General features: G+C 71.6%; 21 protein-coding genes. 5 read left to right on the forward strand and 16 right to left on the reverse strand.

Annotated features, from left to right (window positions below):
• Positions 1-26 precede the first annotated feature (26 nt).
• Together LNW73_RS10565 and LNW73_RS10570 are read right to left on the reverse strand one after the other, a co-directional pair.
• A complete protein-coding gene (locus LNW73_RS10565) occupies positions 27-485 on the reverse strand; it encodes a molybdenum cofactor biosynthesis protein MoaE (RefSeq protein ID WP_250989750.1) in 459 nt (152 codons plus the stop codon).
• A gap of 142 nt (positions 486-627) precedes the next feature.
• Positions 628-1,731 (reverse strand): SDR family oxidoreductase, encoded by a 1,104-nt coding sequence (locus LNW73_RS10570; protein WP_250977615.1) that lies wholly within the window; start codon positions 1,729-1,731, stop codon positions 628-630.
• A gap of 129 nt (positions 1,732-1,860) precedes the next feature.
• On the opposite strand from LNW73_RS10570, the gene LNW73_RS10575 reads away from it, so the two are divergent.
• Positions 1,861-3,312: a zinc-dependent metalloprotease gene (locus LNW73_RS10575; protein ID WP_250989751.1), complete on the forward strand. Its 1,452-nt coding sequence runs from the start codon at positions 1,861-1,863 to the stop codon at positions 3,310-3,312.
• Positions 3,309-3,836 (forward strand): NUDIX hydrolase, encoded by a 528-nt coding sequence (locus LNW73_RS10580; RefSeq protein WP_250977613.1) that lies wholly within the window; start codon positions 3,309-3,311, stop codon positions 3,834-3,836. Before LNW73_RS10575 ends, LNW73_RS10580 begins: the two co-directional genes overlap by 4 nt.
• Positions 3,837-3,872: 36 nt before the next feature.
• Here the strand turns inward: LNW73_RS10580 and LNW73_RS10585 are convergent, their stop codons facing one another.
• The 4 genes from LNW73_RS10585 to LNW73_RS10600 all read right to left on the reverse strand — a co-directional run bounded on the left by LNW73_RS10585 (position 3,873) and on the right by LNW73_RS10600 (position 7,638).
• Positions 3,873-4,643 (reverse strand): AIM24 family protein, encoded by a 771-nt coding sequence (locus LNW73_RS10585; protein WP_138350949.1) that lies wholly within the window; start codon positions 4,641-4,643, stop codon positions 3,873-3,875.
• 15 nt (positions 4,644-4,658) lie between these two features.
• Positions 4,659-5,342: an AIM24 family protein gene (locus LNW73_RS10590; RefSeq protein WP_138350950.1), complete on the reverse strand. Its 684-nt coding sequence runs from the start codon at positions 5,340-5,342 to the stop codon at positions 4,659-4,661.
• 6 nt (positions 5,343-5,348) lie between these two features.
• Positions 5,349-6,992 carry a TerD family protein gene (locus LNW73_RS10595; protein ID WP_250989752.1) on the reverse strand — a complete coding sequence of 548 codons (1,644 nt, stop codon included), beginning with the start codon at positions 6,990-6,992 and terminating at the stop codon, positions 5,349-5,351.
• 70 nt (positions 6,993-7,062) lie between these two features.
• A complete protein-coding gene (locus LNW73_RS10600) occupies positions 7,063-7,638 on the reverse strand; it encodes a M48 metallopeptidase family protein (protein ID WP_250989753.1) in 576 nt (191 codons plus the stop codon).
• Between the two features lie 222 nt (positions 7,639-7,860).
• Here LNW73_RS10600 and LNW73_RS10605 point away from each other — a divergent pair, with 222 nt between their 5' ends.
• Complete coding sequence (locus LNW73_RS10605) at positions 7,861-9,045, forward strand: TOMM precursor leader peptide-binding protein (RefSeq protein ID WP_250989754.1); 1,185 nt, start codon at positions 7,861-7,863, stop codon at positions 9,043-9,045.
• A 20-nt stretch (positions 9,046-9,065) separates the two neighbouring features.
• Positions 9,066-10,415: an ABC1 kinase family protein gene (locus LNW73_RS10610; protein ID WP_250989755.1), complete on the forward strand. Its 1,350-nt coding sequence runs from the start codon at positions 9,066-9,068 to the stop codon at positions 10,413-10,415.
• Positions 10,416-10,430: 15 nt separating this feature from the next.
• On the opposite strand, the gene LNW73_RS36320 is transcribed toward LNW73_RS10610, so the two are convergent.
• The 5 genes from LNW73_RS36320 to LNW73_RS10635 form a co-directional block, all read right to left on the reverse strand.
• Positions 10,431-10,628 carry a hypothetical protein gene (locus LNW73_RS36320; RefSeq protein ID WP_138350955.1) on the reverse strand — a complete coding sequence of 66 codons (198 nt, stop codon included), beginning with the start codon at positions 10,626-10,628 and terminating at the stop codon, positions 10,431-10,433.
• 150 nt (positions 10,629-10,778) lie between these two features.
• Entirely contained in the window at positions 10,779-11,039 is a 261-nt protein-coding gene (locus LNW73_RS10620) for a hypothetical protein (RefSeq protein WP_250980319.1), read from the reverse strand.
• A gap of 62 nt (positions 11,040-11,101) precedes the next feature.
• A complete protein-coding gene (locus tag LNW73_RS10625) occupies positions 11,102-11,461 on the reverse strand; it encodes a WhiB family transcriptional regulator (protein ID WP_164298475.1) in 360 nt (119 codons plus the stop codon).
• A 126-nt stretch (positions 11,462-11,587) separates the two neighbouring features.
• Positions 11,588-11,869, reverse strand: coding sequence for a hypothetical protein (locus LNW73_RS10630; RefSeq protein WP_250992872.1), 282 nt, complete (start codon positions 11,867-11,869; stop codon positions 11,588-11,590).
• A 160-nt stretch (positions 11,870-12,029) separates the two neighbouring features.
• Positions 12,030-14,234: an ATP-dependent DNA helicase UvrD2 gene (locus tag LNW73_RS10635; RefSeq protein ID WP_250989756.1), complete on the reverse strand. Its 2,205-nt coding sequence runs from the start codon at positions 14,232-14,234 to the stop codon at positions 12,030-12,032.
• 175 nt (positions 14,235-14,409) lie between these two features.
• Between LNW73_RS10635 and LNW73_RS10640 the strand changes: the two genes are divergently transcribed.
• The gene (locus LNW73_RS10640; RefSeq protein ID WP_138350959.1) at positions 14,410-14,652 is read left to right on the forward strand and encodes a mycoredoxin; all 243 of its coding nucleotides are present in this window, start codon (positions 14,410-14,412) and stop codon (positions 14,650-14,652) included.
• A 99-nt stretch (positions 14,653-14,751) separates the two neighbouring features.
• On the opposite strand, the gene nudC is transcribed toward LNW73_RS10640, so the two are convergent.
• The 5 genes from nudC to LNW73_RS10665 form a co-directional block, all read right to left on the reverse strand.
• Complete coding sequence (gene nudC / locus LNW73_RS10645) at positions 14,752-15,690, reverse strand: NAD(+) diphosphatase (protein ID WP_374118073.1); 939 nt, start codon at positions 15,688-15,690, stop codon at positions 14,752-14,754.
• A gap of 88 nt (positions 15,691-15,778) precedes the next feature.
• On the reverse strand, positions 15,779-17,197 hold the full coding sequence (locus tag LNW73_RS10650; RefSeq protein WP_250977608.1) for a M20/M25/M40 family metallo-hydrolase: 1,419 nt from the start codon (positions 17,195-17,197) through the stop codon (positions 15,779-15,781).
• 51 nt (positions 17,198-17,248) lie between these two features.
• Complete coding sequence (locus LNW73_RS10655) at positions 17,249-20,806, reverse strand: UvrD-helicase domain-containing protein (RefSeq protein ID WP_250989757.1); 3,558 nt, start codon at positions 20,804-20,806, stop codon at positions 17,249-17,251.
• A gap of 142 nt (positions 20,807-20,948) precedes the next feature.
• Positions 20,949-21,758 carry a hypothetical protein gene (locus tag LNW73_RS10660; protein WP_250989758.1) on the reverse strand — a complete coding sequence of 270 codons (810 nt, stop codon included), beginning with the start codon at positions 21,756-21,758 and terminating at the stop codon, positions 20,949-20,951.
• Positions 21,759-21,840: 82 nt separating this feature from the next.
• Complete coding sequence (locus tag LNW73_RS10665; protein ID WP_250989759.1) at positions 21,841-22,578, reverse strand: hypothetical protein; 738 nt, start codon at positions 22,576-22,578, stop codon at positions 21,841-21,843.
• Between the last annotated feature and the right edge of the window lie 160 nt (positions 22,579-22,738).

Here is a 22,738-nt window from a genome sequence, read left to right on the forward strand (position 1 = left end):
TGGGGGAGGGATTTGTCAGACACGGCCTAGGCCCCTACCCACTCTTCTTGGCCGTCCGCGAAGGTCTGGTGCTTCCAGATCGGGACCTCGGCCTTGAGCTCGTCGATCAGCCGCCGGCAGGCCTCGAACGCCTCGCCGCGGTGCGGACACGAGACTGCCACGACGACCGCCAGATCGCCCACTTGGAGGTCACCCACACGGTGTACCGCGGCGAGCGCCCGGACCGGGAACTCCGCCGCGATCTTCTCCGCGATCCGCCGCATCTCCGCTTCCGCGGTGGGATGCGAGGAGTAGCCGAGCGCCGTCACCTCGGCACCGGAACCGCCGTCGTGGTCGCGTACGGTCCCGACGAACAGCGCCGTGCCCCCCGCCGCCTCGTGCCCGACGGCCGCGAAGACCTCGTCCACGGACAGGGGCGTGTCACGGATCTCCAGGAGCCGGATCGGGTTCTGCGCGTCAGCGTGCGTCGGTGCCATGCGGCACATGCTGCCTCATCCGCCCGCGATGCGGAAGTTCGATTCCGGTGGTTGCTCCGCCGGAGGGCGGCGGAGCTTCCCGGCGCCGTTGCCGAGCCCTTCCGGAGCCCTTCCGGAGCCCTTCCGGAGCCCTTCCGGAGCCGTGTGCGACCTAGATTCCGCGCCGCTTGCGGGCCCGGCGCACCAGGGCGGCGGTGCCCACCAGGGCCACCGTCGCGCCGGCCGCGCCGAGGGTGGTGGCGTCCTTGCGGCCGAGCCGGCGGCCCGCGACGGAGTTCCGGCCCGCGACCTCCTCCAGGAGCTGGGCCAGCACCTCCTCGTTGGTCCACTGGGGGCGCCAGCCCGCCTCGTGCAGCCGGCTGCCGCTGACCACCCACGGGTGCATGGTGTACGCCAGGTCACCGGCCGGGGACGGGGTGAGGCCGAGCCGGTGCAGGCGGGAGGCGGCGCCGAAGGCGATGGCCGGCGGCAGCTCCATCCGGCGGATGCCCGACAGCTCCTCGACCTCCTCCTGCTCCAGCCAGCCGTCACAGCCGACCGCCATCTCCCCGTCGACCTTCTCCAGCACCGCGTACTCCAGCGCCGACACCAGGTCCTCGACGTGGCAGAACTGCCAGCAGGGCCGGCTGCCCGCCACCACAAGGAGCCGCGGCGACTCGAAATACCTGGTCAGCGCGGTGTCCGTGCCACCGACCAGGACGGCGGGGCGCAGGATCGTCACGTTCAGCCCGGGGTGGGCGCGCGGCGCGCGGCGGCCCAGCCGTTCGATCTCCAGCAGGTCGTCGACGAAGCTGGCCTCGGCGGTGGCCCGCAGCGGGGCGTCCTCCGCGAGCGGCACATCGTTGTCGGCCTGGGCGCCGTAGACCATCGCCGAGGTGCACAGCACCGCCCGGCGCACCCCGGCGGCGGCCGCCGCGGTGAGCACCGTCTGGGTGCCGCGCACGTTGAAGGCGGTACGCGCCTTGGGGTCGGACTCCAGATCGAGGTCGAGACCCAGATGGACGACGACATCGACGCCGCGCAGTTTCTCCGCGATGGCGGGATCACGGACGTCGAGCACCCGCCACGTCGCTCCGGGCACGTCGCCGCGGCGTTCGTCGATCGCGACGACCTTCTTGACCTCGTCGGACTCGACGAGCCGCAGCGCGAGCAGATGGCCGAGGCCGGACGCCGCACCGGTGATCGCCACCACAGGGCCCGCGGGGGCCTTGGACGGGCTCCGCTCTGGGCGAACGTGTGCTTCTGGGGAACTCACCGGGTGTCTCCCACGGTTGTTTCTGGTACGAGGTGCGCACTTGGTACGCAGCCATCCTGCCTGACTGGTGTCTAGGCTGGAGGTACAGCCCACAACACACAGCCCCAACACATAGAGCCGAGGAAACCCGTGAGCGACCACCCATTCGGATTCGGCGTCCCTCCCGAGGAGCCCGAGGACAGGGACGAGGGCAAGAAGCAGGGCGGCGACGGGTCGGGGCAGGGACCTGCCGACAATCCCTTCGGTTTCGGTGGCGTGAACCCGTTCGGGGGCGCCGGCGGGGACAACCCGTTCGCCGCGATGTTCGGCTCCCTGAACCCCAATGATCTCGGTGCCGCCTTCCAGCAGCTCGGCCAGATGCTCTCGTACGAGGGCGGCCCGGTGAACTGGGACATGGCCAAGGACATCGCGCGCCAGACCGTCGCGCAGGGCACCCCGGACGGCGTCAAGGACGCGAGCGTCGGCCCGGCCGAGCGCTCCTGGGTCTCCGAGGCCATCCGGCTGGCCGACCTGTGGCTGGACGGGGCGACGTCACTGCCCTCCGGCTCGGGCAGCGCCGTGGCCTGGAGCCGCGCCGAATGGGTCGAGGCGACCCTGCCGGCGTGGAAGGAGCTGGTGGACCCGGTCGCGGAGCGGGTCGGCGCCGCCATGGGCGATGTGCTCCCCGAGGAAATGCAGGCCATGTCCGGGCCGCTGCTCGGCATGATGCGCTCCATGGGCGGAGCGATGTTCGGCAGCCAGATCGGCCAGGCGCTGGGCACCCTGGCGGGCGAGGTGGTCGGCTCCACCGACGTCAGCCTCCCGCTCGGCCCGGCCGGCAAGGCCGCGCTGCTTCCCGCGAACATCGCGGCCTTCGGTGAGGGACTGGGCGTCCCGCAGGAGGAAGTGCGGCTGTACCTGGCGCTGCGCGAGGCCGCCCACCAGCGGCTCTTCGCCCATGTGCCGTGGCTGCGGGCGCATCTGTTCGGCGCCGTCGAGGGCTACGCGCGGGGCATCAAGGTCGACACGGCGAAGCTGGAGGACGCGGTCGGCCAGCTCGACCCGTCGAACCCCGAGGCCATGCAGGAAGCGCTGGCGCAGGGCATGTTCCAGCCCGAGGACACCCCCGAGCAGAAGGCGGCCCTGGCCCGGCTGGAGACGGCGCTCGCGCTCGTCGAGGGCTGGGTGGACGCGGTCGTGCACGCGGCCGCCGCCCCGCACCTGCCGTCCGCCGCCGCGCTGCGGGAGACGCTGCGCCGCCGCCGGGCGACCGGTGGCCCCGCCGAGCAGACGTTCGCGACGCTCATCGGTCTGGAGCTGCGCCCCCGCCGGCTGCGGGACGCCTCCCGGCTGTGGGCCTCGCTGACCGACGCCCGCGGCGTCGACGGCCGGGACGGCCTGTGGGAGCACCCGGACATGCTGCCCACCGCGGAGGACCTGGACGACCCGGACGGCTTCGTGCACCGCGAGACCGCCGACTTCTCCGAGCTCGACAAGATGCTCGGCGAGGCCGCCGAGAAGCGTCTGACCAAGGACGAGCCGAAGAAGACGGACGAAGCTCCCGGCGCATCCGACGAGACCAAGGACGACGAGGGCAAGTGAGTCTGCACGCGGACGCGGTGCGCGTCCTGAAGGACTGGGACGCGCCCGACGCCGGTCAGGAACAGCTGCGGCTGGAGTACCTCGACCATCTCGACAGCAGTCCCGGCGGCATGTGGAAGGCCTCGCAGCCGGGACACATCACGGCCAGCGCGCTGGTGGTGGACCCGGCGACCGGGCGGGTGCTGCTGACGCTGCACAAGAAGCTGAAGATGTGGCTCCAGATGGGCGGCCACTGCGAGCCGGAGGACGCCACTCTGGCGGCCGCCGCGCTGCGCGAGGCCACCGAGGAGTCCGGCATTCCCGGACTGACGCTGCTGCGTCCCGAGCCGGTGAACCTGGACCGGCACTCGACGCCCTGCGCCTGGCATCTGGATGTGCAGTACGCGGCGCTCGCACCGGCCGGCGCGGTCGAGGCGATCAGCGAGGAGTCGCTGGACCTGCGCTGGTACGGCTACGACGAGGTCGGCTCGGTGGCCGACGGTTCGGTGGAGACGCTGCTGGCCCGTACCCGCGCGCTGCTCTGAGGCGGCGCGCGGGCACGGCCCGTACCGACGACCGGCTCAGCGGTTGTTGGTCCAGATGTTGCCCAGGTTCTGGGCGTGGGCGCCTGCCTGGCCCACCCCGAACTGGGCCCGCAAGCCCTGGCCGATCTCCGCGTTCTGCGGCGGCATCAGCTCGCTGGGCTGCACCAGGACGTATCCCTGGCCCACGAAGTTGAGCTCCCAGCCCTCTCCGGTGTTGCCGCGCCGGCGGTAGACCGAGGAACTGCTGGTCTGCGCCTGCATCTGGACCCGCAGCGAGGACGACCAGGCGACCACCGCGTCGGCGTCGCAGGAGACGTACTTGTCCGGGGTCACCGGCATCAGCAGCGGCTTGCCCGAGGTCATCAGCGCGACCTTGCCCTGGCCCGAGATGTTCAGGTTGTAGGCGCCGGTGCCGGACAGGCCGAACTGGCTGTCCACGGCGATCACGTCCCAGTGCAGCCCGGAGTCGAGGGCGAGCACATAGGCGCTGTCCACGGTGAGGCCGTCATGGTCGACGTCCACGACGTGGATGTGCTGGGCCAGGTTGGCGAGGTAGACCGTGCCCTGCCCTGAGCAGCGCATCAGGTCCAGGCCCTCGCCGGTGGCCATCCGCGCGCCGCCCTGGTTGCGCGACTGGTACTCGCCGTCGAATTCGATCATTCCCTGGTAGGCCACCATCGCGCCCTTGCGGGCGAGACAGTCACGGCCCGAGTTGCCCTCCAGCTTGACCCGCAGCAGGTACGGGTTCTGGAGTGCGTAGAGGTCGTTCGACTGGACCTCGGTGTTCGCGAAAAGCGGGCTCTGCATATCGGTCGCTCCCCCTCAGCCCCGTGCCCGGAGGCGGTCTGTGCTGTCCTCGCTGGGCTGTACGACGACGAAGCCCTGGCCGGAGAACGCGATCTGGAACGCCTCGCCGCTGCCCCGCCCGATCAGGGAGGACGCCTTGAAGCTGCGCTTGGCCTTCATCTTGAGCCCCGACGACCAGGCGACGAGCGCGTCCGGGTCGACGTAGGTCTCGTCGGCGCCGCTTCCGCAGTCGACGACGATCGGTGTGCCGCGGGAGGTGATGGCGACCCAGCCGGTGCCCTTCACCCCCACGTTGAACAGGCCCTGGCCGGCGAACTTGGCGAGCCCCTTGACCCGCTCGACGCCCCACTGGAGGTGCGCGTCGAAGGCGAGCAGGTTGGTGCCGTTGACCGACAGGGACTCGTTGTTGAGATTGACGCACACCACGTCGGCGCCGTAGTCGGCCAGATAGAGCAGCCCGTCGCCGGTGCACTTCATCAGCGGGGCGCCCTCACCGGTGAGCCACTGCGAGGCCATCTGCCGGACGGCCGGCGGATTGGGCTCGTACTGGACGAAGCCCTCGTACGCGACCATCGAGCCGGTACGGGCGAACAGGTCCTGGCCGGTCTGCATGGCGACCTTGAGCATCGCCGAGCCGTGGGTCTCCATCCGGGCGGACACCGGGGTCGGTGCGTAGCCCGCGATCATCTGCTGGTCCATTGCGGGTCACACCTCGTAGGGCTGGACGACGATGAAGTTGCCGGGAGCGCCGCGGAACTGGAGGTTCACGGTCTCTCCGCTGTGGCCGGGGTAGGCGTTCCTCCGCAGCCGGACCTGGCTGGAGATGATCACCTGGGAGGCCGCCGACCAGGCGACGATCGCATTGCAGTCCGCGTACGTGGTCGGGGTGACGGGCAGCACCACGGGGGTGCCATGGGTCTTGACGATGATCGTTCCGGTGCCCTGGAACTGCATCGTGAAGAGCGCGCCGCCGGGGATGCCGTGGCCCTCGATCCTGCGCACTTCGTACTGCAGGCTCTCGTCGAAGGCGAGCACGTTCTCCGAGGAGACGCAGATGGCGTCGCCCTGGAGTTCGATCGGGTGCAGGTGGGCGCCGTTCTCCGCGAAGAAGACCTGGCCCTGGCCGGTGCAGCGCATCAGCTGCATCTCCTGGCCGGTGGCGCCGCCGACGATCCGGCCGGCGAACCCGGCGCCCTTGTAGCTGTATTCGACCTTGCCCTGGTAGAGCACCATGCTGCCCTGGCGGGCGAGCACCGGCTGGCCGCCGGCCTGTGAGAGGTCGGCCCGCATCATCTTGTTGTTCTGCTGCGTCCACCGCTGGCCGGTGGGCGTCTCACGGAACTTCTGCATGGCGCCGGAGATCCCGCCGGCCGGCTGGCCCGCCGGCGGCTGGCCGTACGGTGCCGGCTGGCCCGGTACCTGACCGAACTGCGGCTGGCCCGGCGGCTGGCCGAACTGCGGCTGCCCGTACTGCGGCGGGCCGGGAGGCTGGCCGAACTGCTGGCCCGGGGGCGGTCCCGGCGGCGGGACCTGGCCGAACTGCGGCTGGCCTGGCGCCGGCGGTGGGGTCGCCAGCGGCGCGATCATGGTCTGCTGCTGGTGTATCGACGGGTTGCCCGGGGGCGGCGTGAACCCCTGCCCGGCGGCGGGACCGCCGAAGGCGGGCGCGGGCTGCGGGGCTCCGGGCGGGCCTCCGAAGGCCGGCGCGGGCTGCGGCGGGCCGGCCGGCGCGCCGAACGAGGGGGCGGGCGCGGCACCGCCGGGCGGCGGCGCGAAGCCCGGGGCCCCGGCCTGCTGCGGAGGCGCGGCCGCCGGCGCCTCTTCGGCGACCTCGCCGCCGAAGTTGCGCAGCAGCGCGTCCAGTCCGCCGTCGAAGCCCTGGCCGACGGCGGCGAAGCGCCAGACGTCCTTGAGGTACACGTCGGCGAGCATCACCGCGCGCTCGGTGCTGAACTCGGCGCCGGTGAAGCTGTAGCGCGCGACTTCCTCACCGCCGGCGACGATCCGGATGTACCCGGGCCCGACCTGCGACATCTGGCCGTTGCCGTCGATGGTCGCGGTGAAGGAGAGCTTGCGGATCTTGGGGGGAATCCGGTCGAGCGTCACACGGAAGGACTCGCTGTCCCCCGCCTGCGCGCCGAGCTGCTGGATGGATTCCTCGGGCGACTTGGGCTGGTTGAAGAAGATGAAGTAACTGTCGTCGGACAGTTGCTCCTTCTCGTCGAGCCCGAAGCAGCTGATGTCGAACGACAGGCCGGGTCCGGCGATCTGCACACCGATGTACAGATCCGTCCCCGCCGTGAGATCACTGATCTTGGCCTTGTGGCCACGCTGGAATTCCCTGGCCATACGAACGACCGTCCCCCATCCCGTAAATACATGTGCGTTGCGACAGGCTAGCCCCTGGCCCCGACAGCGGCTATTCCTCGCGGGCGGTGGGCAGCTCCGGCAGCCGGCCGGCCGCCACGACCCCCTCCAGATATCCGCGGGCGCGTTCGGTCCGCGGATACGACTCCAGCAGCTTCCAGAAGCTCGGGCCGTGGCCCGGTACCAGCAGATGCGCGAGTTCGTGCAGCAGAACGTAGTCGATGACGTACTCGGGCATGCCCTGCAGCCGGTGCGAGAGCCGGATGCTGCCCTCCGAGGGCGTGCAGGACCCCCAGCGGGAGTTCTGGTTGGTGACCCAGCGGACGCTGTCCGGTTCGGCTCGGGCGTCCAGATACTGCTCGGAGAGCTGGGCGGCGCGGGCGGACAGCTCGTCGTCGCCGAGGATCCGCTTGCTCTCCTGCGCCGCGAGCTTCTCGAGCATCACCGTCACCCAGCGTTGCTCCTCCGCGACCGACATCCGGGCCGGGATGAGGACGACGGTGCGGTCCCCCTCGCGGTAGGCCGAGACCGTCCGGCGCCTTCGGGCGCTGCGGCGCACTTCGACCTCACTCGTCCGGGAGGTGAGGGACTGCTGGCTGGAGAGGTCATGCGCGGGGTCGGCGGGCACGCTCCGACGTTACCGGGTGGGGGTCCGCGAAGTCCCGTCCCCAGGCCGGTCGGCGAGGGAATCACCGCGCTTCGTGCGCATATTGAACGACTATCCCTCACAACCTGTGGATAACTTTTCGTCACCGTCGGCGGCCGCGTGCATTCTGTGACTGCCGCATTACAGCGATGCGGAACTGACGCGGATCTTGAATGGATTCGCGGTGATCCACCGGGGGTGGCCATGCGTCCCATGCTCAAAACCGCCATGCGGCGCAGTTGGCGCAACCGCGAGAGCGTGCAGTTCGGAATTGATCCGGCGCACGCGGTCGTCCTGGACTCGGTCGACGGCGCGGCGGCGGGATTCCTGGATCTGCTGGACGGCACCCGCGGGGCGGCCCTGCTGACCCGGGACGCCGAGGCGCTGGGGCTGGGAGCGCAGCAGGTCCGGCAGCTGCTGGGGCTGCTCGCCGAGGGCGGCGTGCTGGACGATGCGGCGGCGCATGCCCGGCTGTCCGAGGCGGTCCGGCACCGGACGGCGGCGATCGACCGGCTGCGGCCCGACCTCGCCGCGCTGTCCGTCGTACACGCGGGTCCCGGCGGCGCGGCCGGCCGGATGCGGGACCGGCGGGCGGCGCGGGTGCGGGTCCGCGGCGCGGGCCGGGTCGGGGCGGCCGTCGCCGCGCTGCTGTCGGCGGCCGGCGTCGGCCGGGTGGAGGTGCTGGACGGCGGACGGGTCGAGCCGTGGGACGTGAGCCCGGCCGGGATCCCGGCCGAGCACATCGGTGAGCGGCGGGACGCGGCGGCCCGCGGGGCGGTGCGCCGGGCCGCGCCCGATCCGCGCGCGGCGGCGCTCGGCCGGCGGGGACCCCGGGCCGGGCGCGGACCGGGATCCGGGTACGGACCCGGGCGGGAGCCGGAGGATTCCCGGCTGTCGCTGGTCGTGGTGGCCCCGCGCGACGGGCTGGCGGCCTACGCCCCGGAGCCCCGGGAGGCGGAGCGGCTGCTCGCGGCGGGCATCCCGCACCTCTATACGGGCGTCGTCGAGGGGATGGGAGTGGTCGGCCCGCTCGTCGTTCCGGGTCGTACCGGTTGTGCGGGCTGTCTGGCGCTGCGGCTGGCGGACGCGGATCCCGCGTGGCCGCGGATGCTCGCCCAGCTCAGATCGGGCCGGGCGCCCGCGGTCCCGGCCTGCGACATCGCCCTGGCGACGACGGTCGCGGGGCTCGCCGCCGCCCATGCGCTGGCCTTCCTCGACGGCGGCAGCCCCCCGAGCTCCGGGGCCCGGGTGGAGATCGCGCTGGCCCGGCTGTCCATGGAAGTACGACCGGTTCCCGGTGACATCAGATGCGGGTGTGGTGCCGGAAGCGACGCGAGGACGGTGCTGCCCGCCGCGCCGCGAGTGCGGAGAGGCACAATGGCCGGGTGACCGACGGGAAAGAGGAGCGCATGTCTGATCTTCCTCGTAAGGCGGTGACTCGCACCGCGAAACTGGCCGCGCTCCCCCTGGGGTTCGCGGGCCGCGCCACACTCGGGCTGGGCAAGCGGCTGGGCGGTCGTCCCGCCGAGGTCGTCGCGAGCGAACTGCAGGAACGCACGGCCGAGCAGCTGTTCAAGGTGCTCGGAGAGCTCAAGGGCGGGGCCATGAAGTTCGGCCAGGCGCTGTCGGTGTTCGAGGCCGCGCTGCCCGAGGACGTGGCCGGTCCGTACCGGGCCGCGCTCACCAAACTGCAGGACTCCGCGCCGCCGATGCCCGTCGGCACCGTGCGCAAGGTGCTGGCCGAGCGGCTGGGCGCGGACTGGCGGGAGCTGTTCACCGAATTCGACGAGACTCCGGCCGCGGCCGCCTCGATCGGCCAGGTGCACCGCGCGGTGTGGCACGACGGCCGGGCGGTGGCGGTGAAGGTGCAGTACCCGGGCGCCGGGGCGGCCCTCCTCTCCGACCTGTCCCAACTGGGCCGGGTGGCCCGGCTGTTCGGCCCGCTCATCCCGGGGATGGACATCAAGCCGCTCATCGCCGAGCTGCGCGCCCGGGTCTCGGAGGAGCTGGACTACGAGCTGGAGGCACAGGCACAGCACGCCCATGCCGCGGAGTTCGCCGGCGACCCCGATGTCTCGGTGCCCGACGTGGTGCACCAGGCCGATCAGGTCCTGGTCACCGAGTGGATGGACGGCGTGCCCATGGCCGAGGTGATCGCCAAGGGCACCCAGGAGCAGCGGGACCGGGCCGGCCAGCTGCTGGCGCGCTTCCTGTTCGCGGGCCCGGCGCGTACCGGGCTGCTGCACGCCGACCCGCACCCCGGAAACTTCCGGCTGCTGGTGGACGGCGGCCCCGCCGAGGGCTGGCGGCTGGGCGTGCTGGACTTCGGAACGGTGGACCGGCTGCCCGACGGGCTGCCGCTGCCGATCGGCACCGCGCTGCGGCTGGCGCTGGAGGGCGACGCCGAGTCGGTGCACGCGATGCTCCGCCAGGAGGGCTTCGTCCGGCCGTCGATCAAGCTGCGCCCGGACGCGGTGCTGGACTATCTGCGGCCGATCATCGAGCCGGCCGGATCCGAGGAGTTCACCTTCGTCCGCAGCTGGATGCGGGCACAGGCGGCACGGATCGCCGATCCGCGCTCGCCCGCCCATCAGTTGGGCAAGCAGCTGAACCTGCCGCCGTCGTATCTGCTGATCCACCGCGTGACCTTGAGCACCATCGGCGTCCTGTGCCAGCTGGGCGCGACGGTGCGGCTGCGCGACGAACTGCTGGAGTGGCTGCCGGGCTTCGACGCCGGTGGGGCGGCGGAGTCGGCGTGACCACCGCGCGGGCAGCTACCACCAGGAGGAGTCGAGACGACCTTCGATACTGCGGAGGTTCTCCCGGCCGCACCGGTCACAGAAATAGACGCGCCGGCTGTTCTCCACGGAGCAGGTCCAGGTGATCGGCAGACCCTCTTCGACGGCACCGCAGCGCGCGCACGTCGTTGTCTGGGCAGTCCCGACCCGGTTGTGCTGAGTCTTCTGGTCCACTTGGCGACGATACCTCTCCCAGTGCCCGTAAATACGCCGTAACGCACCGCGGGGCCGGTCCTTTCGGACCGGCCCCGCGGTGTTCGCTGTGGCACGGAGTGGTGTTACCCGGCCGCTGGTGTGCGGCCGTTGGAGCGTGTCTGCCGCTGATTACTGCATGACGGCCATCGCCAGCGCACGGCGGGCGCGCAGCGACACTCGTTCGGCCCGGCGCTGGAGCCGGCGGGCCGACACCAGTCGAAGGGCCTGACGTTCGTGCTCTGCCTCGTAGAGGCGTTGTTGCATATGGGCACGTGCCAAGGCTTCTGGCATGAGTTGCATTTCGAGGTTCCTGTTCTGGCGGGCGCTGTACGCGCCGGAGGTGTGTCGGGAGGCTTCGGTGGCGTGCGCCACTTCTGTGGAGGGGTTCATGGGGACCTGCTTCTTCGGGTCGTGCGTCAGGGGTCGGTCGACGGTTCCTACGGCGTTGGTGTTCACACCGCTACTGCGTTCTTGCGCGGACGGCCACGGGGCCGCTTGCGGGCTACGACGACGCCCTGGATGAAGAGCTCTCCACCCCAGACGCCCCAAGGCTCACGGCGGTCCTTCGCACCGGCGAGGCAGGCCTCGCGGACGGGACAGGTCTGGCACAGCGACTTGGCGTACTCGACGTCGGCCGGGGACTCCGCGAAGAAGACCTCCGGGTCGTAGGTCCGGCAGGGGACGGGTACACCGAGGCGCTCGATTTCGTCATCGAGCTCGGTCAGGGGCAGCAACGGGACCTCCGAGTGGACCGCGGGCGGGGGGAGCGGGTCTGTGGGCGATACGGACGGGGCGTGCGGGGTGGCATGCACGGTCTTGGTGTTCCTCGTCTGTCTGGTCCGGCCGGGTGGGCCGGTGGTTCGGCTGGAGAAAACAAAAGGGCCGCGGATCCCGGTCTGGGATTCCGCGGCCCTGGAAGGTGCCGGTCTGATCGTCGATCAGACTGGATCGCTCCAGGGTTCGAGCCCGCGGAAGGCCCACATCGAGAGGTGCTGCTGCTTCTGTCCATTTGTGCTGTGACCGGCACCGCCGGGCGCGAAGACATAGGCCTGGGCCTTTGTCTCCCGTACTGCCGGTGCCTTGGTCGCTCGCTCACTGCGCTCGCGGATCGAGAGTTCCGCGATGGAAGCCAGGCGCAGAGCCGGGGCACCGGACATACCGGTGCCGGGCAGCGGGGAGCCGAGCGGGCAGGTGGCGACGACGACCGGACGATCGGTCATTTTCACGTTCTCGAAGTTGATGGTCACGGGTCTTCGCCTCCTCTCGGCGTCTCGTAGGGCCTGTGGTGCTTGGTCAGTACATCACGATCTCCCCGGCTCTTGGAAGAGCCGCAGTGACCGTGCTCCGGAAGGCTATGGGGACTTCCTCGCCGGGCGCAAACTATTTTTCTGGTTCTTCTGCAACAGCTTCGTCACCGGCTCCGGTGCCGGCATCCCCGCCGGTGCAGAGCGCCAGGACCTCGGCGCCGTACTTGTCCAGCTTTCGGCTGCCGACTCCGGCGATCGCGGAGAGCTCGGCCGGTCCCCCGGGCCGGACCTCGGCGATGGCCAGCAGCGTCTTGTCGGTGAAGACACAGTACGCGGGCTGGCCCAGCTCCCTGGCCTGCTCCATGCGCCAGTCGCGCAGCCGCTCGTACAGCCCCTCGTCCAGATCGGACGGGCAGTCCTCGCAGCGCATCAGCTTGATCTCGCCCGCCTCCGACAGGGTGCGACCGCAGACCCGGCAGCGCACCGGGCCGCGCTTGCGCTTGGCGGCGGCGACCCCGCGCTCGATGCCACCCGTACCGGCCGCGAAGCGGTTTCCGGTGCCGCGCGTCGCGGAACCGGGCCGCAGGCCGTCCAGGAAGCGTGAGGGCTTGCGGGTGGCGCGTCCGCCGGGCGAGCGGGAGAGCGCCCAGGACAGGAACAGATGGAGCCGGGCCCGGGTGACGCCGACGTACAGCAGCCGGCGCTCCTCCTCGACCTGCTCGTCGGTCTTGGCGTACGTGATCGGCATCATGCCCTCGGTCAGCCCGACGAGGAACACCGCGTCCCACTCCAGGCCCTTGGCGGCGTGCAGCGAGGCGAGGGTGACGCCCTCGACCGTCGGGGCGTGCTGGGCGCTCGCCCGCTCGTCCAGCTCCGCGACGAGATCCGACAGGGTGGCCTCGGGGCGGGCCAGCGCGAAGTCGTCGGCGAGCCGGACCAGCGCGGCCAGCGATTCCCAGCGGTCCCGGACCGCGCCCGATCCTGCGGGGGCCTCGGCCGTCCAGCCGCGGGAGCTGAGGACGGCCCTGACGTGCTCGGGCACTTCCGTGCCGGCCATCCCCGGATCGGAACCGGCTCCGGCGCGGGCGGCGCCGCGCAGCAGCAGCCCGGCCTCGCGGACCTCGGGGCGGTCGAAGAACCGCTCCGCCCCGCGCAGCTGGTACGGCACCCCGGCGTCGGCGAGCGCCTGCTCGTAGACCTCGGACTGGGCGTTGATGCGGTACAGGATGGCGATCTCGCTGGGCCGCACCCCGCCGGCGATGAGCTCCTTGATCCGGCGGGCGGTGCCCTCGGCCTCGGTGGGCTCGTCCACGTACTCGGTGTAGCCGGGCTCGGGGCCCGGCTCGCGCTGCGAGACCAGTTCCAGCCGGTGCTGGGCCGCCTGGCCCTTGGCCTGGGAGAGCAGCCCGTTGGCCAGCTGCACCACCTGGGGGGTGGAGCGGTAGTCGCGGACGAGCTTCACGACGGTGGCTTCCGGGTGCCGGGAGCGGAAGCCGAGCAGGTAGTCCGGGGTGGCGCCGGTGAAGGAGTAGATGGTCTGGGAGGCGTCCCCGACCACGCAGATGGTGTCCCGGCCGCCCAGCCACAGGTCCAGCAGCCGCTGCTGGAGCGGGCTGACGTCCTGGTACTCGTCGACGACGAAGTGCTGGTACTGGGAGCGGATGGTGTCCGCGACGTCCGGGCGCTCCTGCAGGACGCCCACGGTGAGCAGCAGCACGTCCTCGAAGTCGATGACGCCGCGGTCCCGCTTGAGCTGCTCGTACGCCGTGTAGATCTTGGCGATCTCGGCCGGGTCCCGGGGGACCTCACGGCCGGACTTCGCGGCGGCCGCCGGGTAGTCCTCGGGAACGGTCTGGGTGACCTTGCACCATTCGATCTCGCCCGTCACGTCCCGCAGCTCGCTGCGGTCCAGCCGGATCCGGCAGCGGGCGCCGGCCTCGGCGACGAGCTGGACCTTGCGCTCGACGAGCCGCGGCATCTCACCGCCGATGGCGCGCGGCCAGAAGTACTGGAGCTGGCGCAGCGCGGCGGAGTGGAACGTACGCGCCTGGACGCCGCCCGCGCCGAGCTGGCGCAGCCGGCCGCGCATCTCCCCCGCCGCGCGGGCGGTGAAGGTGACCGCGAGCACACTGCCGGGCTGCAGTATCCCCGCCCGCACCCCGTAGGCGATCCGGTGGGTGATCGCCCGGGTCTTGCCCGTGCCGGCGCCGGCCAGCACGCAGACCGGCCCGTGCAGGGCGGTGGCGACCTCGCGCTGTTCGGGGTCGAGCCCGTCGAGCACGGCGTCGGGGGAGTCCGGTACTGCTGGGAAGAGCGAGGTGTGCGTTGGTGCGGTCACCCCGCCATGCTGCCAGGTCCGCGGAGGCGGTCGGGAAAGTTATCCACAGCCGAGGTGCGATTGTCGGACCGCGAGCGGTGGGGAAGGGGTGACATCGGGGGGCCCAGGAATGCCCGGAGCAGGGTCAGCGTTCTTCCGATCGACGATTCCACCTGCTTGTGAGGAGCGGACACCCATGTCGGGCACTGTGACGATGTACAGCACCACCTGGTGCGGATACTGCCGTCGGCTCAAGGGCCAGATGGACCGCGAGGGCATCGGCTACACGGAGATCAACATCGAGAACGACCCGGAGTCCGCGGCGTTCGTCGAGAAGGTCAACGGCGGCAACCAGCTGGTCCCCACCGTCCTCTTCCCGGACGGCTCGGCGCTCCCGAACCCGTCGCTGGCGCAGGTCAAGCAGAAGCTCGGCGTCTGATTCCACAGCTGGGCGTATGACTCCACAGCTCGGCGTCTGATTCCACCCGCATCCGCCGGGGCGCGACCGCGCCCCGGCGGAGTGCTGTCCGGGGCGGCGCTATCCGGCGGCCGGGAACGGGCCGCCGTACCAGAGCTCCATCAGACGGGCGGCGATCGAGATGCCGCCCGGCGGCAGGATCTCCCCGGACTCGATGCCCTTGCGCAGGTCCTCGCGGGAGAACCAGCGGGCCTCGTGGATCTCCTCACCGTCGACCTGGATGTCCGGCGAGGTGGCGCGGGCCATGAAGCCGAGCATCAGACTCGACGGGAACGGCCACGGCTGGCTCGCGACATATGTCACGTCGCCGACCGCCACCCCCGCCTCCTCCGCCGTCTCGCGGACCACGGCCTGCTCCAGCGACTCGCCCGGCTCCACGAAGCCCGCGAGCGTCGAGAAGCGCCCTTCCGGCCAGTGCGCCTGGCGGCCCAGCAGCGCGCGGTCCTGGTCGTCCGTCACCAGCATGATCACGGCCGGGTCGGTGCGCGGGTAGTGCTCGGCACCGCACGCCTGGCAGCGCCGGATGTGGCCGGCGGCGGCGATGACCGTGCGCTCGCCGCAGCGGGAGCAGAAGCGGTGCATCCGCTGCCAGTTCTCCAGCGCGACGGCGTGCACCATCAGGCCGGCCTCCAGCGGGGAGAGCAGCCCGGCCACCTCACGCAGCCCGGCCGCCCGCGCCACGTCGTCCATCCGGCCCGGCAGCGCGTCCTTCTGCAGCGCGAAGTACCGCACGCCGTCCTCGCCGATGCCGAGGAAGTAGCGGTGGGTCTCGGTCTCGGGTGCGTCGAAGGCCGGGACCATGACGAGTTCGGTGGTGCCGTCCTTCTCCTCGACCAGGACCTGGCCGCCGGAGACAACGAAGACCCGGGTCGTCGGATGGCTCCAGGCGGCGGCCAGCCAGGCCTCGTCGAGCCGGTGGTGGGCGGCGCGGTCCACGCCCGTCTGGGCGAGGGCCAGCGGCTGGGTTGACAGGTCGATCTCGGACAAGGCTGCTTCCAACTCCCCGTGCGTACATGCGGTACGCGGTAGCGCGGCTGTCGTTGTCAGTGACTGGTGTCGGTGGGGCGCGCCGGTGGCGCCGGCGGTGTCACCCGGTGACGTCGGCGGAGGCGGGACGCCAGTTCTCGGCGAGGTCGCCCCACAGGTAGGCGGCGGTCTCCACACCCTTGAAGAGCAGGTCGAGCTCGACCTTCTCGTTCACCGAGTGCCAGCCGTCGGACGGTACGGAGATGCCCAGGAACAGCACCGGCACACCCAGCACGTCCTGCAGATCCGCGGCAGGCCCTGAACCGCCCTCGCGGGTGAAGAGGATCTCCTGCTGGAAGGCCCGGCCCATCGACCGGACGACCGACTGCAGCGCCGGGTGGTCCAGCGGGGTCAGGCAGGGGCGGGTGGTGCCCCAGAACGTGACCTCGTGGCGGATGCCGTCCGGGAGCCGGGCGGCGACCCAGTCGGTGACGAGCTGCTGCACCGCGCCCGCGTCCTGTCCCGCGACCAGCCGGAAGGACAGCTTGAGGTGGGCGGAGGCCGGGACGATGGTCTTGCCGCCGGGGCCCTGGTAGCCGCCGTAGATGCCGTTGACCTCGGCGGTCGGCCGGGCCCAGATGCGCTCCAGGGTGGTGTGGTCCGCCTCGCCGAGCGCCCCGTGGGACTTGGCGGTGCTCAGCCAGCGCGACTCCTCGAACGGCAGCGCCGCGAAGAGCTCCCGCTCGCGCGCGGTCAGCTCGACGGCACCGTCGTAGAACCCCGGGATCGCCACCCGCCGGTCGTCGTCGTGCAGCGCGGCGACCAGCCGGGCGGCCTCGGTGGCGGGGTTGGGCACCGCGCCGCCGAACGAACCCGAGTGGATGTCCTGGTCGGGCCCGTACAGATCGACCTGGCAGTCGGCCAGACCGCGCATGCCGGTGCAGACGGTCGGGGTGTCCTCCGACCACATGCCGGTGTCGGAGACGATCACCGCGTCGCAGGCCAGCCGGTCGGCGTGCTTCCGGATCAGGGTGAGGAAGTTCGGCGAGCCGGACTCCTCCTCGCCCTCGATCAGCAGCTTGAGGTTCACGGCCGGCGCGGTCCTGCCGGTCGCGGCGAGGTGGGCGCGCAGACCCAGCGTGTGGAAGAGGACCTGGCCCTTGTCGTCGGCCGCGCCCCGGGCGTAGATCCGGCCGTCGGCGGTGTGCGGCTCGAACGGGTCGGTGTCCCAGCCGTCCTCGCGGGCGGCGGGCTGCACGTCATGGTGACCGTAGACCAGCACCGTCGGCGCCTGCGGGTCGCCGGACGGCCACTCGGCGAAGACCGCCGGCAGCCCGTCGCTCTCCCAGACCTCGGCGGTCGGGAAGCCGGTCTCCGCCAGCTTCGACGCCAGCCATCGCGCACTGCCCAGCACATCGTCCGCACGGTCGGGGTCCGCGGAGACGGACGGGATCCGCAGCCACTCGACGAGGTCGGCGAGGAACGCGGAACGGTGGGCGTCGATGTAGGCGTGGACTGCGCTGTCCGGGGCGGTACTCATGACGTCGAGCCTAACCGGCGCGCCGGACCCCTCCGGCCGGAGGTGGCGGCATCAGCCCGGCTCGTCGAGCAGCAGCCGCTCCAGGGCGGCGCGGTCCGGCAGGGACGCGGGCCTGACGACTTCACCGGTACGGACATAGAGGAATGCGGCGGTCACCCGGTGCAGGGGCAGTTGGTGCTGCTCGGCCCAGGCGAGCCGGTAGAGGGCCAGCTGGAGCGGGTCGGCGGAGCGGGAACGGTTGGTCTTCCAGTCGACGATCTCGTAGGTGGCGCCCGCGCCGGACTCCCCTCCCCCACCTTCGGTGCGGTAGACGGCGTCGATCCGGCCGCGGATCATGCGGCCGGCCAGCGCCAGTTGGAAGGGCGCCTCGACGCGGTACGGCGCGAGGTCGGCGTACGGGGTGCCGAGGAACGCCTCCTTCAGGGCGGCCAGGTCCCGCTCGTCGTCGATCTCGTCACCGCCCTCGACACCGGGCAGGTCCTCCGGGGCGAAGAGCGGCCGCTCGTCGAAGCGCGACTCGACCCAGGCGTGGAAACGGGTGCCGCGCCGCGCCGCGGGCTGCGGGGCGCGCGGCATGGGGCGGGCGAGCTCGCGGGCGAACCCGTCCGGGTCGGCGGCCAGCCGCATCAGCTGCGAGGCGGTGAGGACGGGAGGCACCGGCACGTCCCGGACGGTCGCCCGGGCGCGCCGCAGCTCCCCGGCGAGAGCGTCGAGGTCGCGGTCCCAGGAGGCGACGAGTCGGGACTCCTCGGGGAGCAGGCGTGCCCGTGCGGGGGCTCCGGCAGCGGTGGCGAGGCCGGCGACCGTGTGGCCGGGGTCGACGGGACGCTCCGGATCGGACCCCGGATCGGGAACGTGCTCCGGATCGAGCTCGGGGCGCCCGGGATGCTCGGAATGCTCGGAATGCTCGGGATGCTCGGGATGCTCGAAGCCTGCGGGACGCTCCGCCGAGAGCTCGTCCCAGTCTGCGTCCTCCCACTCCTCCTCGTCCGCCCAGGCAGGCTCGTCCGCTGTCTCCGCTTCCCCGTCCGCGAACGTGCCCGCTTCCCCGTCCGCGAACGTGCCCGCTTCCGCGTCCGCGAACGCGTGCTCCTCCGGCGCGTCCAGGTACGCGAGCACCGTCCTGGCCGCCTGGCGGCGGCGGTCGAGGGCGGTGGGGTCGAGCGGGAGCGGCCAGGCGTGCTCGACGGAGGTCTGCAGCGCCGGATTGAGAGCGCCGTCCTCGGGGGGCTCCGTCCAGTGCTCGATCTCGCCGTGGCCCGCCTCGCAGTGCCCGCGCAGCGCGTCCAGGAAGGCGGACGGGCCGTACGGGGTCTTCTGGGTGGGCCCCCACCAGTAGCCGGAGCCGAGCAGCAGCGAGCGCGGCCGGGTGAAGGTGACATAGCCGAGGCGGAGTTCCTCGATCCGGTTGTGCTCCTTCATCGCGTCACGGAACTGGTCGAGGCCCGCCTTCGACCATTCGTCGACATCGGGGAGGGTCGCCGCGTCGCCGCGCAGCGTGTGCGGCAGCACCTTGGCGTTGGCGGTCCACAGCTCGCGGCCGCGCTCGTTCGGAAAGCCCTTCTTCACCAGCCCCGGGACGGCCACGACGTCCCATTCCAGGCCCTTCGACTTGTGCGCGGTGAGCACCTTCACCGTGTTCTCGCCGCCGGGGAGCGAGCTGTCCAGGCCCTTCTCGTACTGGGCGGCGGTGCGCAGGAAGCCGAGGAACGCGAGGAGGGTCGCCTCGCCGTCGAGGGAGGCGAAGTTGGCGGCGATGTCCAGGAACGCGTTCAGCGTCTCCTTGCGGCGGGCCGCCAGCGCGTGCGGGGACGCGGACAGCTCGACCTCCAGGCCGGTGACCGCGAGCACCCGGTGCAGGACGTCCATCAGCGGGTCGGCCAGCGCGCGCCGCAGATCCCGTATCTCGGCCGCCAGCCGGGCGAACCGGACCCGCGCCTCGGGCGAGAACGGCAGCTCGTCGCCCGGGTCGCCGTCCAGGAACGTCTCCAGGGCGTCGGCCAGCGACACCACCTCGGCCGGGTCGACGCCTTCGACGGCCGCCGCCAGCCGCCGCTCGGGGTCGTCCTCCGCGCCGCCGGCGCCGAACCGGACGAGGACCCGGGCCCGGCGGCCGAGCAGCGCCAGGTCCCGGGCGCCGATCCGCCAGCGGGGACCGGTGAGCAGCCGGACCAGCGACGCGTTCGCCGTCGGGTCGTGCAGGACCTCGCAGACGGCGACCAGGTCGGCGACCTCGGGCAGATGGAGCAGCCCGGACAGGCCCACGACCTCGACCGGGATGTCCCGGGCGACCAGTGCGGCGTGGATGTCGGCGAAGTGGCCCGTCGTACGGCACAGGACGGCGATCTCGCCGGGCTCGGTGCCGGTGCGCACCAGGTGCGCGAGGGAGTCCGCCAGCCACTCGATCTCCTCGGCCTGGCTGGACAGCAGCGCGCAGCGCACCAGCCCGTCGCGCTCGGCGCCGGGCGCCGGGCGCAGCGCCTCGACGCCTTCGTGCCGGGCGCGCAGTTCGGTGGCGAGGCCGTTGGCGAGCTCCAGGAGGCGGCCGCCGCTGCGCCGGTTCTCGCTGAGCGAGAAGCGGCGGGCCGGGGTCCCGTCGGCGTTCGGGAAGTGCGCGGGGAAGTCGTCGAGGTTGGCGACGGAGGCGCCGCGCCAGCCGTAGATCGCCTGGCAGGGGTCGCCGACGGCGGTGACCGGGTGGCCGGTGCCCGCGCCGCCGAACAGCCCGGCGAGCAGCAGCCGCTGGGCGACGGAGGTGTCCTGGTACTCGTCGAGCAGCACCACCTTGTACTGCTCGCGCAGGATCCTGCCGACCTCCGGGCGGGTGCGGGCCACGGTCGCCGACAGGGCGATCTGGTCGCCGAAGTCCAGCAGGTCACGGCGCTGCTTCTGCTCGCGGTAGGCGGCGGCGAGCCCGGTGAGGTCCTGCCGGGCCTGCGCGGTCTCCGGCAGCTTGCGCAGGTCCGCGTTGGTGAGCTTGACGGGGGCCAGGGTGTCGAGCCAGCCGGTGTCGTGGGCGCGCAGCCGGTCGGGCGGGACGAGGTGCTCGTTGAGCTCGCCCTCCAGCGCCAGCAGGTCGCTGACCAGGGCCGGCAGGCTCTTGGTCAGTGCCGGGTACGGGCCGGGCGCGGCCCGCAGCACCTTGGCGGCGAGCTGGTAACGGGTGGCGTCGGCGAGCAGCCGAGCGGTGGGTTCGAGACCGATGCGCAGCCCGTGTTCCTTGAGGAGCTGGCCGGCGAACGCGTGATACGTGGAGATCTGCGGCTCACCGATCGCGCCCTCGCCGGCCGCCTCGCCGGAACCGGGAGGCGGGCCGATCGGATCCGGATCGGTGATCCCGGCCTGGACGAGCGCCCTGCGGACCCGCTCGGCGAGCTCACCGGCGGCCTTGTTGGTGAACGTCAGGCCGAGCACTTCCTCCGGGGCGACCTGCCCCGTCCCGACCAGCCAGACCACGCGGGCGGCCATCACCGTCGTCTTGCCGGAGCCCGCACCCGCCACGATCACGTTCGGGGCGAGAGGTGCGGTGACGCACTCCATCTGCTCCGGGGTGAAAGGGATGCCGAGGAGCGCCTTGAGCTGCTCGGGGTCCGTGATGCGTGCTGCCACCCCAGTGAGGCTATCCGGCCCCACCGACAGCCGGCGGCCACCTGGGCACGGACCCCTGCCGCCGGGCGGTCAACCCGTGGTGTCCGTGCCCATACGACCCTGCCCGGGCGCCCGTGCTCAGGCGCCCGTGCTCAGGCGCCCGTCAGACGTTCTTGCCGCCGTCGCCCTGGAACTTGCTGATGTCCACCGTCTGGGAGGCCGGCGGGGCCACCGCCTTGACCGGCTTGTTGAAGTCGCCGAAGGTGGCGTGGCCCGGCTCCTTGCCGCCCTCGTTGACGATCTTCAACGGGTACGGCTCGCCCTGGGCCGCCACGTAGATGGTGGTCTTCTCCGAGCCACCGGCCTTCTTCTGGATGATCGTGACGACCGGCTGCCCGTCGATCGTGGTCGGGGCGCCCTTGGTGAAGGTGCCGTCATTGTCGTCCGACGAGATCCCGTCGAGAAACGAGTCCAGGTCGCAGAAGGACGCCAGGTCCTTGTCCTTGGCGGCGTCGCCCGGCACCTTCACCCACTTGCCGTGCAGCAGCTCGACCGTGGCGTCGCCGTCCTCCTTGCCGCCCGCTTCGCGCCAGAAGGTGTCGTTGGCCTTCATGTAGCTGGTGTGGTGCGTGCCGATGAACTGCATCGTCGACTTGCCCTGGCTCATCGCACCGGCGCACTCGCCCGCCTTGGACATGGAAGCCTTGAACTGCATCGGCTTTCCGCTGTCGATCATCGCGAAGTCCACCTTCACCGAGGTGAGGGACTTGAGTGCCGCCTCGGCCTTGTCCGAGATCTGCTGTGCGGTCAGGGCGTCGAGCCCCGTCGCCGCCGTGGTGCTCGCCGAGCCGGACGGCTTCGGCTTGGAGCCGATCACCGCGTCGTCCGACTTGTCGCCCCCGCAGCCGGTCACTCCGCCCACCAGCGCCGCACAGACCAGTGAGGCCGCCACGACGTTCCGCTGTACTGCCACCGGATTTCCCCTCCACCCACACGCATCCTGCTGATAAGCACAAGATAAACATGCGGGCGCAACGGGTTTGACCCCGGGCTGCTCAGACGTCGAGGCCCTTGTCCCCGCCGAACAGGCTGAGGTCGACCGTCTGGTTCGCGGGCGGGGCCGTGACGTTGACCGGTTGGTCGAAGGCCCCGAAAGCCATGGTCAGTTCGCCCTTGTCCGACGCGATCTTCAGCAGATAGGGCTTGCCCTTGGCCGCCACCGAGAGCGTGCTGGTCCCATCCGAGTCCTTCTGCCTGATGGTGACGACGGGCTGACGCCCGATCGTGCCCGTGCCGCTCTTCGTGGAAGAGGAGTGGTCCAGCTTCATCCTGCCGAGGAAGCCGTCGAGATCGCACGATGCGGCCAGCCGCCTGCCCGGGACCGAGACGGCGGGGAACTTGATCCACCGACCGCCGGCCAGCTGCCCGATGGACTTGCCCTTGGCACCCAGCGAAGTCCAGTAGCCGGCGTCGCCCTTGATGTAGGACGCCCCGTCGTCCGTTCGGATGATCTGCATCGTCCAGCCGCCCTGCCGCACAGCGGCGGCGCACTTGCCGTCCATGGACATCGCGATCCTCATCTGGGCCGGCTTGGCACGCAGCACTCCGGAGAAGTCCAGCGTCATGGAGCGCGCCGCATTCATCGTCTCCCACATCCGCCGGGATATCTCCGGCGCGGTCAGCCCGTCCAGCGAACCGTCCGACGTGGTGCCGGTCGCGGTCGCCGGCTTCGACGCCGCATGGACCGCCCTGCCGCGTTCCGCCGTGCCCTGGCAGCCGGACAGCGCTCCCACGGCCGTAACGCAGACCACTACGACTGCGACAACACTGCGCCTCAACGCCACGACGGCCACTTTCCTTCAACCAACCCGCATACCCGCACTTGCCCTTACGTCGAACTGACGCACGAACAGCCGGAAGGGTTGCACGATCGAGGCAAAGTGCATGCGGGGA

The organism is Streptomyces sp. RKAG337 (genome assembly GCF_023701715.1).
Classification (GTDB): domain Bacteria; phylum Actinomycetota; class Actinomycetes; order Streptomycetales; family Streptomycetaceae; genus Actinacidiphila.

Bases quoted from the DNA above. Each gene is read 5' to 3' on its own strand.
- LNW73_RS10620 (WP_250980319.1), bottom strand. From the start codon at position 11,039: ATGAACCCCTCCACAGAAGTGGCGCACGCCACCGAAGCCTCCCGACAC.
- LNW73_RS10585 (WP_138350949.1), bottom strand. From the start codon at position 4,643: ATGCAGAGCCCGCTTTTCGCGAACACCGAGGTCCAGTCGAACGACCTC.
- LNW73_RS10595 (WP_250989752.1), bottom strand. From the start codon at position 6,992: ATGGCCAGGGAATTCCAGCGTGGCCACAAGGCCAAGATCAGTGATCTC.
- LNW73_RS10610 (WP_250989755.1), top strand. From the start codon at position 9,066: ATGTCTGATCTTCCTCGTAAGGCGGTGACTCGCACCGCGAAACTGGCC.
- LNW73_RS10640 (WP_138350959.1), top strand. From the start codon at position 14,410: ATGTCGGGCACTGTGACGATGTACAGCACCACCTGGTGCGGATACTGC.
- LNW73_RS10565 (WP_250989750.1), bottom strand. From the start codon at position 485: ATGTGCCGCATGGCACCGACGCACGCTGACGCGCAGAACCCGATCCGG.
- LNW73_RS10650 (WP_250977608.1), bottom strand. From the start codon at position 17,197: ATGAGTACCGCCCCGGACAGCGCAGTCCACGCCTACATCGACGCCCAC.
- LNW73_RS10590 (WP_138350950.1), bottom strand. From the start codon at position 5,342: ATGGACCAGCAGATGATCGCGGGCTACGCACCGACCCCGGTGTCCGCC.
- LNW73_RS10605 (WP_250989754.1), top strand. From the start codon at position 7,861: ATGCGTCCCATGCTCAAAACCGCCATGCGGCGCAGTTGGCGCAACCGC.
- LNW73_RS10630 (WP_250992872.1), bottom strand. From the start codon at position 11,869: ATGACCGATCGTCCGGTCGTCGTCGCCACCTGCCCGCTCGGCTCCCCG.